The sequence below is a fragment of the Pedobacter albus genome (assembly GCF_036324255.1).
Taxonomy (GTDB): domain Bacteria; phylum Bacteroidota; class Bacteroidia; order Sphingobacteriales; family Sphingobacteriaceae; genus Pedobacter; species Pedobacter albus.
Genome location: NZ_JAZDQT010000001.1, coordinates 197,044 through 210,405, shown reverse-complemented (window position 1 = coordinate 210,405; position 13,362 = coordinate 197,044). Strand labels below are relative to the sequence as shown.

The window sequence follows — 13,362 nt, the reverse complement described above, 5'->3', positions numbered from 1 at the left end:
CGAAAAATCCATCTTTATGCTTTCAGCTTTGGTCTTTAGTCTTCTTACTATTCTTCTTTCTTCTGGAATTTATAAAACAAGTAGCCTAAAAACGGCAGAATGAGTAAACTGCCCAATAACAAGGCCCAACCCAAGGTTTGAACTGTTTTTGCCGGACCTATAGCCTCGTAAAGCGAAATGGCGCTCCCATTTCTGAGCCTGATGAAATTAGGGAAGTGCGCGTAACTGATGGCCAATAAAATCATGGTCACCTGAAAACCCGCCAGAATACGTAATACCTTTGTTTTGCCCTTGAGCAACAAATACCATAACAAAACCAGCGAAAGACTGGCCAAGCTTACCGCTGCAAGCCCTACGGGGTTTTCAAATACCCAGTTAACCAAAGGCACACCTTCCGAATAGGCTGCCCAGAAAACAACGATACCAAACAACACGGCCGCTACGTTCATGAATTTCGCCTTTTTGATGAAGCGTTTTTTATCTTCCTCTTCCTTACACTCTCCAATGAGGTAAATAGCCGCCAAAAAGCCGCACAAAGCCACAGTAAACAGACCTACGGCCACCGAAAAAAGGTTAAGCCATCCCCAAATATAGGCCTGTACAAAATTATGTGGGTCAGTGTCTATTTGTCCGCAAAGTACGCTACCTGCAATAATGCCTAAAAACAAGGGCGTAATAAAGCTCGAATACACAAAAATCTTGTTGTATACCTCCTGCATCTGGTCTTTTACCGCGTCGTAATGCCTGAATACAAAAGCTGTTCCGCGGGCAATAATGCCGATGAGCATCACGGCCAATGGAATATGCAGGTAGATAGACATGGTACTGTAAATGAGCGGAAAGGCCACGAACAGAATCACAATGGCAATAATGAGCCACATGTGGTTGGCCTCCCAAACCGGACCAATGGCATGGTACATTGTTTTACGGGTTTTACTTCTGTTTTTAGACGAGGTAAAAAGTTCAATAATGCCTGCTCCAAAATCGGCGCCACCTAGCAAAAAGTAAAGCAAAATAGCTAGGCACAAGAAAGAAATGACTACATACTGCATGGCTATTGTTCTTGAGGTTGTTGACTGTATAAGATTGGTACCATTTTGATCTGCCGGTAAAGCAGGAAGATCACAATCAGGTTAAGTGAAGCATAGATGGCCGTAAACAAGTAAAAAGACCAGGCAATACCCGGCATTGGCGTTACTGCATCTTTGGTTTTCATCACACCATAAATTATCCATGGCTGCCTACCTACCTCGGTAACTACCCACCCTGCTTCCAAAGCGATGTAACCTAGCGGAATAGCGGCCACAAAGAGTTTTAACAACCATCGGCGATCGATAATGGCCTTTTTGCGCCATAAGGTCACATAATAAATAAGCGATAGCAACACCAATAAACTGCCTATGCCCACCATCATTTGAAAGGCATAATGCGTTACAGCTACCGGTGGATGTTCGCTTTCGGGGATTTTGTCGAGGCCTTTAACCTCGGCCTTAAAATCGCCATGTGCCAGAAAGCTTAAAGCCGCAGGCACTTCAAAAGCCATTTTTACTTCTTTCTTTTCTTCGTTAACGATACCGCCAATGAGCAAAGGTGCCGGCTTTTGGGTATGATAAAGGGCTTCCATGGCCGCCAATTTGGCTGGTTGCCTTTTGGCCACATCTTTGGCCGAAATATCGCCACTAATCGGTTGCAACAAAGCCCCAATGGTGGCAAAAACCGCAGCAATCTTGAAAGCCTTGTAATGAAACTCCTGATTTTGCTTCCTCAGGATCATAAGTGCATGCACACCGGCTACTGCAAAACCCGTAGCTGTAAACGCAGCCAAACACATGTGCAAGGCCTGCGTAAACCAAGCCTTGTTAAACATGGCCTGAATGGGATCGATATTGAGGTATTGACCGTTTACATAATCGAAACCCGCCGGACTGTTCATCCAGGCATTGGCCGCTACCACCAAAATACCCGAAGCCAAGCCACTTACACCAACCACAACTCCGGTAAACCAGTGAAACCACTTGTTCAGTTTGTTCCATCCGTACAGGAAAAAGCCCAAGGCAATAGCCTCAATAAAAAAGGCTGTGCCTTCTAAAGAGAAAGGCATGCCGAAAATAGGCCCTGCATGCTCCATAAATTTGGGCCAGAGCAATCCCAGTTCAAAAGACAGCATGGTACCCGAAACGGCTCCGGTTGCAAAGAAAATGGCTACGCCCTTGCTCCAGGCCTTGGTTAGGTTTCTGTAAACTTCATTGTTGGTTTTAAGCCATTTGTAATGCGAAACCGCCATAAAAAACGGCATCACCATACCTATACAAGCATAAATGATGTGGAAGCCCAGCGAAAGGGCCATCTGTGAACGGGCGGCGAGGAAATCGTCCATAACAAAGTAAATTACGTGTTACAAATATACTTGCCCAGCGCATTGATTTTCCTTAAAATCAACAAAATAGCCCATCAATTTTCAATATAGAACGTTTATAAATTGCAGCTAAATTTGGTGTTCTTGGGGTGATTGTTTAATTGATGGATTGTTGTTATTGCGATATTGTTGGGACGGTTGAATTGTTAAATGGTTGAATTGCTAATTGACAAATTGTTAAATGTTAACTGAAAACCGAAAATTTATCGAAGAAATCACCGGCTTACTACCTTACACACATCCCTCTAAGAAAACTGAATAACCAATAGCCCATTAGCTATAAACCATGAACTATGGGCTATGGACTACCAACCAACACCTAGCCCGTAGTCAACTCCTTGTAGGCGGCCGTTAAGCTTCTGGCAATGCCATCGCCTTTCCATTCGGGTGCGCCGGGTATGCTGGTCGCTTTCAGGATGTCTTCCTTGCTTTTACCGGCCTTGATTTCGCCCCCTACAAAAGTCAGCAACGACTGCAGGTAATTTTGAAAGGCCTTGATATCGGCCTTATTGCCGGTTACTTTTTCAGGATCGAGGCTATGGCCCCAAATAAACAGCGTATCGTTATCAAACTGGTTGCTAATTTGGTCTAAGGCCTTGATCCAATTGCCAATATGCGCCCCATTGTCTTGGTCGATGTAAGGATAGCGACGATTGAACACCAAATCGCCAACATGGGCAATATTGGCATTTTCGAAGTGGTACACCACATCGCCATTGGTATGGCCAGAGCCATAATAATAGGCACTGATTTTTTCCTTGCCTACCGGCGCTTTCCAGCCTTTGCCAAAAGTGGTATCGGGCAACAGTTGTTTATCCAAGCTATTGGACTTTTCGGCCGCCAATTTTTGGTTAACCGCCGAATTTTGATGGGCTACCACATGTTCGGCTAAGCCCTTGAACGAAATATTGCCGGCTGTATGGTCGCCATGGTGGTGCGTATTTAAAAGGTATTTAAAAGGCTTGTCGCCCAGTTTCTTGAGCTCTTCTATCACATGAGGTGCCGTAGTTGGAAACTGCGCATCGACCACTACAAAGCCACTGTTGCCGTTTAACCAAGCAATGGTACCGCCCTGTTCGGTAAAAATGCCAATATCGTTGCGCAAGGCTTTAAATTCATAGGCGCGTGCCCAGCTAGGGCTGGCAAAAAGATCTGTCCTGTATAAGGCGAGCATGGCTAAAGCCAATGCCGAGTTTTGGATAAATTGTCTTCTGTGCATGAGGATGAAAATCAAAAAACCACGAAAGTAAAATCCCGTGGTTTAAATTTAGTTAAATATTCTGATTAAACGCCACTGCCTGGAATAGTGCCAGGTTCGTGTCCATCGCCAAAGGCCTGGTTGGTACGCCCGTGTTTTTTCTCAAATTTGCTGGTGATGTTCGAAGAACTGTTTTTTTCAATGTTTTCTTCGTTTCTCGGCATATCTTTTTCAGCATCAACGTCTATCAGGTCGTTTTTAACCGTTCTCCTTTTTTCATTGTAATTTTCCATAACAACTATGCTTTGATGTAAGGTTATAACAACTTAAGAACGGGCATTGTTTGAGGGTGGGGACATCGACTACTTAAAAAGCAAATAAATCTTTATGTTTGAACAAACCAAACAGATGAGAACCAGAATTACCTTATTGTGCCTTGTTACGGCCGTATTTGGCATTCTTGCCGATGTGGGTGTACATTTGCCAAGTTTCCCCTTGAGCTGGATCATTGAAAACCTATTGGTGGCTTTCGATTTCTACAGCACCGTTAGAGCCATCAGAGACATCCCTATTACCTCGCTTATCAATTTAATGCTGTTGATCGGGGCATTCGTTTACCTGGCCTACAAAGGCAAAGAAACCCGATTGCTCGGATTTTCTTTTGCGGTTATCCTTGGCTACAGGCTTTCGCTCTTTATAGGCAATTTGCCAAAGCTGTTCTATCAATTTAACCTATCGACCATTGTTCTTATGCTTGGCCATGTGCTGTGGGTTTGGATTGCCATTCGCATGCTTAGCTATTTCAACCAACAAAAGACCTTAAAAACCGAACAGAGCGAAAAATATGACGAGAACTATTATGTGGCTGCTTCAGCCGGACAACGGCTATTCAATTTTCTGATCGATACCATTGTAGCCCTGCTCTTGCTCTTTGCACTTTTCAGTTACCTGCTCAAAATAGAATGGGTAAAGCAAGCCGCCCTATCGCTATCCGATCTGCTTGGCGAAAGAATGGGGTTCTTTTTTATAGCAGGACTTTTCAGGTTTGTTTATTACCTCGGCTTTGAACTGGCTTTTCAAACTTCGGCCGGCAAGCTGCTTACAGGTACGAGGGTTATTAAAAATGAGGGCAACAAATTAGATTTCAAGACTACATTTTTGCGAACCCTTTGCAGATACATTCCTTTTGAGCCCTTTTCTTTTGCTTTTTCGAGGACTGGCTGGCACGACAGGTGGTCGGATACATCCGTGGTAAAAGAAGAAAAGGCCGTAGCCAAACCTGGTCTATATTTCCTGCTTATTCCATTATTGATTGTCTTCATGGTCGGACTTCAGTTTTTTGCCCACCAAATACGTTCGTACCGCATGGCCAAAGCCTATACCGACCGGATAGAAAGAGAACAAAACGAACTGATTGATGAGCTCAGCAACCTCGAAACCAGTGATTTTATCAAAGCGACCAGCAATGCCGATTATTATAGCACCGTTTACCTGAAGCCAGAAAAAATAGAAGCCAGCCAAATCACTTTTACGGCAATTAAAGTCAATCCGGAGGGTGTTGAACGGAAAGAAAAAATCGAAGCGTTTTATTTGAAGAACAAAGACACTTTACCTCGCATCACATTGAGCAAGAAAGAACTCATAGAAGCTGTTAAAGGCGATAAAGACCAGATCAAAGGCATCCGTTTACCCGAAATGGGCTTTTATAAAATCAATGGCGTAAGCCATCATTTCCAGCCCGATTTAAGCCCAATTATACAGCATCCCTACCAAAGAAAGTACGTTATCGTCAACATCAGGAACTTCGGCATACCGGCAACCATCCTCAAAATTGAAAATGATGGAAGCGAAAGCAACATCAAGTGGGAAATTGACCGGCCGCAACTAGGCAATTATTTAAGCAGCGCACAAGGCACCATACTTGGAAGAAGCGAGAATCCCATCGGCGATTTTAAAATCAGGCTTTATGTAAGCGATAGCCTTAACGTAACCCGTATTTATAGCCTGTCATCGACAGATGAAGGCAATAGGCTTAAAAGGATAAAACCCTAACCACAAAAGCCCCGTAACCATAAATTGCAGGGTTTTTGTTTGGCAAATCATTGGCAAGCACCGCCACCAAAATCCTTCGTGAATTTGCTGAACAGAAAATGAACAGCCACAACAGCTATCTTGTTCATTATCAAATCAAATCCCTGCATTTAATAATTAAACGTTAACTTGTATAACAGTTGTTTAATTATTAACCTAAAACTAAAACGATGAGAAAGTTAATTTTATTAGCGGCATTATTTTTTGCGCTTTCAAGCGTATTGATGCCCAATTATGCAGCCTCTGCCAAAACCAGCATGATTACCAAGAAGAAAATAATTCTTCAGGGATCTAGAACGCATCCGATGTATGGCTGGGAATTTTTAATCTCTTTCCGCACTGGTACGAACACTGTAATTGGTGTTGACAGTCCCGATGTTCATGTAACCGGCTTCACCTATTCGTCGGCTTCTGCAACGGCATCAACCATCACCGTAAACGATTTTCAGATCAGTCTGCTAGAAACTACAGGCCCAATTGATGCCTCGGGCGACTATACCGTTTTTTAAACAAATTCATTCCCACAAAAAAACCTCATAGTCGATTACTATGAGGTTTTTTTGTCTTAAATATTTAGACTTATTGGTACATTCCGTTTTTAAACCTTAATATTTTTGTAGTTGTTTTCGAAGTTATTTTCTTCTTACAATCATCGTTTACCTTGGTGCTCACTATATGCCTGATTTTGTTTTTGACGATGATGTTGTAGTAGCCCTGCGAAACAGTCTTTGAAAAGCTTAATGTTTTCACTTCTTCGTTAAATTCGCCTGCGCAGTGCATATCCCACTCTCCTGTCGAGGTTTCACTGTCAAAATTCTTCAACAGACACTTGATTTTGGCACCCCTAGGCTCGAAAATAGAAATCAGCTCGCTGCTGTAAGGGTTGGGATTTGAACTTCCCCTAAAAGCAAGTTTAATGGCAAATGCGTTTACGCCGGCTTTAACCTTGTAAGGGGCTGTATCAATAAAAATGCTTTCCAGCCTTACGGCATCCGACGTCCAGCCATTAGTTGTCCCTTCTTCAAAGTATTTGCTGATGATCTTCCCGCTTTGGTTATTGACCACAAGGATATAGCTATCGAGCGAAAAGAATTCTTCCTCCTTTTCGTTATACTTCGGAATCACAACTACCGACAACTCTTTATGGTAAGGCAATGGCTTTTCCGCTATCAGCTCTTCGTTACATTGGTTGCTCTCTATTTGGAGCTGCGCCAACACTTTAGCCACCAGCGCAGATTGCCCGTAACTGCTGTTGCCTGCTAATAAGCTCAAGGCAATGATCAAACAGGCAATACAGCGTTTCATGAAATGATAATCAGTTTGTTGGGCAACTAAGCCAAGGCGCTTTGCTTGACCACCATTTTCACTTTTTCAATCACATAGTCCAAATCTTCCTTGGTGGTGTATTTGCTGAAAGAAAAACGTACGGCTGGGCGGTTAGGATCGGCCTTGATGCCGTTCAATACGTGCGAGCCAATATTCGATCCCGACGAACAGGCACTGCCCCCAGATGCACAAATACCATTGATATCCAAGTTGAACAACAACATATCGGCCATGTCCATTTCAGGGAAAGAAACGTTCAGCACCGTATAAAGGCTCTTGTCGGCATCGGTTTCGCCATTAAAGGCTACGCCAGGTATTTCGGCAATCAGTTGTGCCTTTAAATAGTCTTTCAGTTCTTGGATATGGGTTTGGTGGGCTTCCATTTCGGCATAGGCAATTTCTAAGGCTTTGGCCAAGCCTACAATGCCGTACACGTTTTCGGTACCCCCACGCATGTTACGCTCTTGTGCACCACCGTAAATCATTGGCGGAATTTTGATATTGCTGTTTACATACAAAAAGCCCACACCTTTGGGTCCGTGCAACTTGTGCGCAGCACAAACAATAAAGTGTGCCTTCAGCTTGCGTACATCGTGCACATAGTGCCCCATGGTTTGCACGGTATCGGCATGGTAAATGGCATCGTATTTTTCGCAGATATCGCCTACACGCTCCATATCGGTCAATGTACCCAACTCGTTGTTGGCGTGCATCAACGATACAAAAGTACGGCCATTGGTCTGCAACAGTTCTTCCAAATGGTTATAGTCGACATTGCCTTTGCTATCGATATTTACAAAACTCAATTTATCGATTACCCCATCCTTTAGCAACATATTTAAGGTATGCTCAACGGCATGGTGCTCAATTTTAGAAGTAATGGCATGTTTAATTCCGTAAGCGGCAATGCCGCAACGAATGGCTGTATTATCAGCCTCGGTACCTCCAGAAGTAAAGAAAATCTCGGAAGGCGATGCGTTCAAAAGTCCGGCTACCGTTTTCCTTGCTTTTTCTACCAAGGTTCTTACCTCGCGTCCCAATGCGTGTATAGCCGATGGATTTCCGTAGAAATTCTGCATTACATTGGTCATTTCGGCAATTACTGCTTCATCTAAAGGCGTAGTGGCCGCATTATCTAAATAAACCCTTTTCATTTGGCTTGGTATTAATTGAGTTGTAATATTTCTTTAATATCTGTAATGATCTTGTTGGCCAAATTCTCGGCCACAGTTTCGTTTTCGGCTTCGCTGTAAATACGGATGATCGGTTCGGTATTCGAACGGCGCAAATGTACCCATTCTTTTTCAAACTCTATCTTTAACCCGTCGATGGTGCTGTGTGGCTGGCTCTTGTACTTCTCTTGTACCTTCAGCAACAAACCATCGATATCCATTTCTGGGGTAAGCGTAATTTTGTTTTTCGAAATATGGTAAGCCGGATACGAGCTTCTCAACACTGAAATGGTCGTGCCTACTTTGGCCAGGTGCGACAAAAACAGGGCGATACCCACCAAGGCATCCCTGCCATAATGCGATTCTGGATAAATTACGCCTCCATTGCCTTCGCCACCAATAATGGCATTGGTAGCCTTCATTTGGTTCACCACATTGACCTCGCCTACCGCAGCAGCGTTGTATTGGCCACCGGCTTTCTCTGTTACATCGCGCAGGGCACGGGTCGACGAAAGATTGGAAACGGTATTGCCCGGTGTATTTTTAAGCACATAATCGGCAATGGCTACCAAGGTATATTCTTCGCCAAACATGCTGCCATCTTCGTTTACAAAACATAAACGGTCAACATCAGGATCTACCACGATGCCCAAATCGGCACGTTTGGCTTGCACTACTTTCGAAATTTCGGTCAAATGCTCTGGCAAAGGCTCCGGATTGTGCGGAAATTCGCCGTTTGGTTCGCAATAAAGTTCATAAACGGTTTCAACGCCCAAGGCTTTCAACAAAGCCGGCACAAAAATACCACCGGTAGAATTTACGCAGTCGATGGCGATTTTGAAATTAGCCTTTTTAATGGCAGCTACATCTACCAACGGCAAAGCCAAAATGGCATCAATATGTTTTTGTAGGTAAGTATCGTTCGGTGTTACCTTGCCCAGTTCATTGACATCGGCAAAAGCGAAATCGGCATTTTCTGCCATTTCCAATACTTCTTTGCCGTCGGCATCGCTGATAAACTCGCCTTTTTCGTTCAGCAGTTTCAGCGCGTTCCATTGTTTTGGGTTATGGCTGGCCGTTAAAATGATGCCTCCTCCGGCTTTTTCGAGCGGCACGGCAATTTCAACGGTAGGCGTGGTTGACAAGCCCAGGTCGATCACCTCAATGCCGAGGCCTTGCAGGGTACCGATTACCAAATTATTAACCATGGTACCCGAAATGCGGGCATCGCGGCCTAATACGATTTTTTTGTTTTGTGTTTTGTTAATCACCCACGAACCATAGGCGGCCGTAAATTTAACAATATCGATTGGGGTCAACCCATCGCCGGCCTTTCCGCCAATGGTGCCTCTAATTCCAGAAATAGATTTTATTAATGTCAAGGTTGTAGATTTTTCCAAAAATAGTAATTTTTTGCCTAATGAATGCCAATTAAACACATGCCAAGGTAATTTTTAAAAGCAACTGATTTGCATTTTGAGAAATAAAATCAGATTTGCTGTTCTACAAATACTATATTTGCCTTATCAAAAAACGTCAACAAATAGCGTAATGCAGCGTAAATGGTTTCAACATTGGTTTAATTCTCCTTATTATCACATCCTTTACAGTCAACGTAACGATGAGGAGGCCGAATTTTTAATAGACAATCTATCCGCCCATTTGAGGCCCGAAGCCAATAGCCGTATTCTGGATATTGCCTGCGGCCGTGGTCGCCATGCCATTTACCTGAACAAGAAAGGCTACGACGTAACCGGAATTGACCTCTCTGAACAGAGCATCAAATATGCGCAGCAGTTTGAGCAGAAAAACCTTCATTTTTACGTGCACGACATGCGCAAGCTGTCTTACATCAACTATTTCGACATCGCCCTGAACCTGTTTACCAGCTTTGGCTATTTTGACACCGAAAAAGACCATGTGAATGCGCTAAAGGCATTTAGAAAGGGACTGAAAGCCGATGGCACCTTGGTAATCGATTATTTCAATACGCAAAAAATCATCAAGAACCTGACCCACCAAGAAACCAAAACGGTTGACGGCATCGAATTCCACCTTAAAAAATTCGTATCGGAAGGCAAAATCATCAAGCATATCAACTTTGAGCACCGCCTGAAAACATACGCTTTTGAGGAGCGCGTACAGGCTTTCTTTTTGGCCGATTTTGAACGCATGTTCCAAAAAAGCGGCTTGGTGATTACCGAAACTTTTGGCAGTTATGGTTTAGATCCTTTTGACGAGATGAAGTCTGACCGGTTAATCCTCATTTGCAAAAAAGCATGATCGAAACACTGCAACAGTTTGATGCCGAGCTTTTTTTAAAAGTTCATCGTGGCCTAAGCAATGATTTTTTCGACTGGCTGATGCCTTTGGTCAGGAATCGTTTCTTTTGGTCGCCATTATACCTGTTTATTGTTGTTTTCTGTATCAGGCAATACAAAAAAACCGGTTATTACATGATCGGTATGATTTTGGCCACCTTTGCCATGGGCGATCTGATTGCCTCGAGGCTCATAAAACCTGCCGTTGCCAGGCTCAGGCCTTGCAACGAACCTACTTTGGTTCACGATATCATCCACAGGGTACCTTGCGGCAGCGGCTATAGCTTCCCCTCGTCGCATGCCACCAACCACTTTGCCATTGCCATTTTTCTGATTTGCCTATTCTATAAAAAATGGAAACCTATTTTGCCTTTGGGCTTGGCCTGGGCCCTGCTGGTTAGCTTTGCACAGGTATATGTTGGCGTACACTACCCTATCGATACTTTTGTAGGTGCGCTTTTGGGTACTTCTATTGGCTTTTTTACTTTTTTTATTTACCAAAAAATTAAACCTGCGCAGTAATGGAAATCTGGAAGTTCCTTGTTTTGTTTTTTTGTGCCTTTTTTGGAGGGACAGCTATTTTTATGGTCAAAAACGACAAGTCGCAACTGCTTAAGCTTATCCTTTCCTTTAGTGGGGCCTACCTTTTTGCCATTACCGTGCTTCACTTGATCCCCGATGCCTACAGTGGCAGCGACAAGGGCGAAATCGGCATATTTATCCTGATCGGTTTCTTGCTGCAGATATTTTTGGAGCAGTTTTCGGAAGGCGTAGAACATGGCCATATCCATAAGCACCACGATGGACACGTTTTTCCCTGGGGCATTATGATCAGCCTTTGCCTGCACGCTTTTTTAGAAGGTATGCCTTTGGCCAAAGACCCCAACAATGAACTTATTTTCGGCATTGCCCTGCACCATATCCCAGCGGCCTTTGCCTTGGCCAGCATCTTGATGCAAAACCATTTTAAGGCCAAGGGAATAATCTTTTACATTGTTTTATTTGCCATTATGGCTCCAGCAGGCTATTATTTCAGTACCAGCCTCGGCAATGGCAGCATTAGCGGCATGGAACCTTACTACAACAAGATAATGGGCATTGTAATTGGCATATTCCTGCACATTTCTACCACCATTCTTTTCGAATCGAGTGCCGACCACAAAATCAACAAACGTAAAATGCTGGCCGTACTATTAGGTATCGGGATTGCCTTAATTGGTTTTTACAGCGCCGGACACGGGCACTAGCCTCTCATTTTGTCGAGCAAAACATTCAGCTGTTCGGCTTCATCTTCGGTAAGGCTGTTGACAATGAAAGTAGAAAAATCTACTTCTTTATCCATTTTTCGCAACAGGGCCAGCCCCTTGCTTGTAATAATGATATCCACGGCACGCTTATCGTGTACATTGACGGTTTTTTCAACAAAGCCTTTCTGAATAAGCCTGTCAACGATTCTGGATGTATCGCTCATCTTATCCAAAATCCTCGATTTGATGAGGTTGATGGTAGAGGGGCTTGGGTGCTGCCCTCTCAATATCCTGAGCACATTGAATTGCTGCTGCGTAATGTCGTACACATTCAGCATGTCTTTTACTTTCTGGCTGCTCCAAAAATAGGTATAGGTCAGATTAACCAGTGCCTGCTGGAAAACATTTTCAAATTTTGAAGCCTTAATCTCCTTTTGTAGTTGCATGGTTTGGATCGCGTTTTTCAAACTGGGTAGCAGAAGCTCTTTTTCGGCTATTATCTTTCCCATAATTCCACGGGCAGTGCTTACACTTGTTCTTACAACAATACCCCCTTTTAAGGTGATATTCGGCCGTAAAAACCATTAACCCATCTTCGTTAAGATAATAGTCGGTTCCTTCTCTCATTGATTAAGCAATTTAACGACCAATTTTGGTGCGAGGTAAGTTTGCAACGCTGTTCCGCTGCCATGGGTGGTCCATACTTCTCTAGGTTTTACGGCAGCTATCGTCTCTAAAATTGCATCCCAATCTACGTGGTCTGAAATGTAGAGCTGAATTTCGTTATTTTTTTGCAGATTTTTCCATCCCGTTGCAAAAACCCTGATGACATTGATTGCCCTGAAGTAGCTATTGTATACCATTGGAGGCACTATATACACCATATTGGCCTGATTTTGCTTCATCACCTTTCTGTCGTACACTTCATATTGCCCAAGCTTAACGCCCATTTCTTCGTATAACCGGGCAAAGGGCATGATACTATGGTGCAACAAAATGCGTTTTTGCGGACAGTGCTCGTTAAGCAAAGCGATGAGGCGTTGGCTCTTGCCCAAGGCATAGGCACCCAGCATGATATTGGCCTCCACCGCATTCAGTTTTTTGATTTCTTCAACCGCATCGGGATGTTTGGTTTCGGCAGTGGCAAATGTAGTTTCTGTCAGCAGCACATCGGCCTGCACCAATTCGATAGGCTCGCAGGTCGAATCGGCCTCCAGCTTGTAATCGCCGGTATAAAGATACCTCACGCCTTTGTATTCCATTAATACCAGTGCCGAGCCCAACATGTGTCCGGCCGGATAAAAACTGATGGCTACGCCCTTGAGGTTAAAAACTTCGTGATAGGCCTTTAAATGAAAGTGCGCTGCCGCAAATTTGCGATAACGGTGTTGCATAAAAGCCGCGGTGGGCGCCGTACAATAAACATTTTGATTGCCACTTACCGCGTGGTCGCCATGGGCGTGCGAAATAACCGCTTCCACCACAGGTTCTTTTGGATCGAGGTAGAAGTTGCCGTAGCTACAGAAGAGGCCAATTTTGGTTTGAACGATAAAATCGTTGAGAATTGCAACAGAATTTGACATGTGTGGAT

General features: G+C 43.8%; 15 protein-coding genes. 5 read left to right on the top strand and 10 right to left on the bottom strand.

Features of this window, described 5'->3' with window-relative positions:
* Window positions 1-47: 47 nt before the first annotated feature.
* The 4 genes from VRU48_RS00900 to VRU48_RS00885 all read right to left on the bottom strand — a co-directional run bounded on the left by VRU48_RS00900 (window position 48) and on the right by VRU48_RS00885 (window position 3,907).
* Entirely contained in the window at window positions 48-1,052 is a 1,005-nt protein-coding gene (locus VRU48_RS00900; protein ID WP_330106049.1) for a cytochrome d ubiquinol oxidase subunit II, read from the bottom strand.
* A 2-nt stretch (window positions 1,053-1,054) separates the two neighbouring features.
* Complete coding sequence (locus VRU48_RS00895; protein WP_330106048.1) at window positions 1,055-2,377, bottom strand: cytochrome ubiquinol oxidase subunit I; 1,323 nt, start codon at window positions 2,375-2,377, stop codon at window positions 1,055-1,057.
* Window positions 2,378-2,735: 358 nt separating this feature from the next.
* Window positions 2,736-3,635, bottom strand: a complete 900-nt coding sequence (locus VRU48_RS00890) for an MBL fold metallo-hydrolase (protein WP_330106047.1) — start codon at window positions 3,633-3,635, stop codon at window positions 2,736-2,738.
* Window positions 3,636-3,700: 65 nt separating this feature from the next.
* Window positions 3,701-3,907 carry a hypothetical protein gene (locus VRU48_RS00885; protein ID WP_330106046.1) on the bottom strand — a complete coding sequence of 69 codons (207 nt, stop codon included), beginning with the start codon at window positions 3,905-3,907 and terminating at the stop codon, window positions 3,701-3,703.
* 115 nt (window positions 3,908-4,022) lie between these two features.
* On the opposite strand from VRU48_RS00885, the gene VRU48_RS00880 reads away from it, so the two are divergent.
* A complete protein-coding gene (locus VRU48_RS00880; protein ID WP_330106045.1) occupies window positions 4,023-5,666 on the top strand; it encodes an RDD family protein in 1,644 nt (547 codons plus the stop codon).
* Window positions 5,667-5,875: 209 nt separating this feature from the next.
* Entirely contained in the window at window positions 5,876-6,214 is a 339-nt protein-coding gene (locus tag VRU48_RS00875; protein ID WP_330106044.1) for a hypothetical protein, read from the top strand.
* 70 nt (window positions 6,215-6,284) lie between these two features.
* Here the strand turns inward: VRU48_RS00875 and VRU48_RS00870 are convergent, their stop codons facing one another.
* From VRU48_RS00870 to glmM, 3 genes are read right to left on the bottom strand one after another with little or no spacing between them, the layout of a single operon-like run.
* Window positions 6,285-7,010 (bottom strand): PA3715 family protein, encoded by a 726-nt coding sequence (locus VRU48_RS00870; RefSeq protein WP_330106043.1) that lies wholly within the window; start codon window positions 7,008-7,010, stop codon window positions 6,285-6,287.
* 26 nt (window positions 7,011-7,036) lie between these two features.
* Window positions 7,037-8,185 carry a cysteine desulfurase family protein gene (locus tag VRU48_RS00865; protein ID WP_330106042.1) on the bottom strand — a complete coding sequence of 383 codons (1,149 nt, stop codon included), beginning with the start codon at window positions 8,183-8,185 and terminating at the stop codon, window positions 7,037-7,039.
* An 11-nt stretch (window positions 8,186-8,196) separates the two neighbouring features.
* The gene (gene glmM / locus VRU48_RS00860; RefSeq protein WP_330106041.1) at window positions 8,197-9,585 is read right to left on the bottom strand and encodes a phosphoglucosamine mutase; all 1,389 of its coding nucleotides are present in this window, start codon (window positions 9,583-9,585) and stop codon (window positions 8,197-8,199) included.
* A 169-nt stretch (window positions 9,586-9,754) separates the two neighbouring features.
* Between glmM and VRU48_RS00855 the strand changes: the two genes are divergently transcribed.
* From VRU48_RS00855 to VRU48_RS00845, 3 genes are read left to right on the top strand one after another with little or no spacing between them, the layout of a single operon-like run.
* The gene (locus VRU48_RS00855; protein ID WP_330106040.1) at window positions 9,755-10,486 is read left to right on the top strand and encodes a class I SAM-dependent methyltransferase; all 732 of its coding nucleotides are present in this window, start codon (window positions 9,755-9,757) and stop codon (window positions 10,484-10,486) included.
* A complete protein-coding gene (locus VRU48_RS00850; RefSeq protein ID WP_330106039.1) occupies window positions 10,483-11,046 on the top strand; it encodes a phosphatase PAP2 family protein in 564 nt (187 codons plus the stop codon). Before VRU48_RS00855 ends, VRU48_RS00850 begins: the two co-directional genes overlap by 4 nt.
* Window positions 11,046-11,771, top strand: coding sequence for a ZIP family metal transporter (locus VRU48_RS00845; RefSeq protein ID WP_330106038.1), 726 nt, complete (start codon window positions 11,046-11,048; stop codon window positions 11,769-11,771). The genes VRU48_RS00850 and VRU48_RS00845 overlap by 1 nt, the downstream gene beginning before the upstream one ends.
* Here the strand turns inward: VRU48_RS00845 and VRU48_RS00840 are convergent.
* From VRU48_RS00840 to VRU48_RS00830, 3 genes are read right to left on the bottom strand one after another with little or no spacing between them, the layout of a single operon-like run.
* Window positions 11,768-12,280 carry a MarR family winged helix-turn-helix transcriptional regulator gene (locus tag VRU48_RS00840; RefSeq protein WP_330106037.1) on the bottom strand — a complete coding sequence of 171 codons (513 nt, stop codon included), beginning with the start codon at window positions 12,278-12,280 and terminating at the stop codon, window positions 11,768-11,770. The two genes, VRU48_RS00845 and VRU48_RS00840, sit on opposite strands and share 4 nt — an antisense overlap.
* Window positions 12,195-12,398 (bottom strand): C1orf53 family protein, encoded by a 204-nt coding sequence (locus VRU48_RS00835; protein ID WP_330106036.1) that lies wholly within the window; start codon window positions 12,396-12,398, stop codon window positions 12,195-12,197. The genes VRU48_RS00840 and VRU48_RS00835 overlap by 86 nt, the downstream gene beginning before the upstream one ends.
* Window positions 12,395-13,354: an exonuclease gene (locus VRU48_RS00830; RefSeq protein WP_330106035.1), complete on the bottom strand. Its 960-nt coding sequence runs from the start codon at window positions 13,352-13,354 to the stop codon at window positions 12,395-12,397. The genes VRU48_RS00835 and VRU48_RS00830 overlap by 4 nt, the downstream gene beginning before the upstream one ends.
* Window positions 13,355-13,362 lie beyond the last annotated feature (8 nt).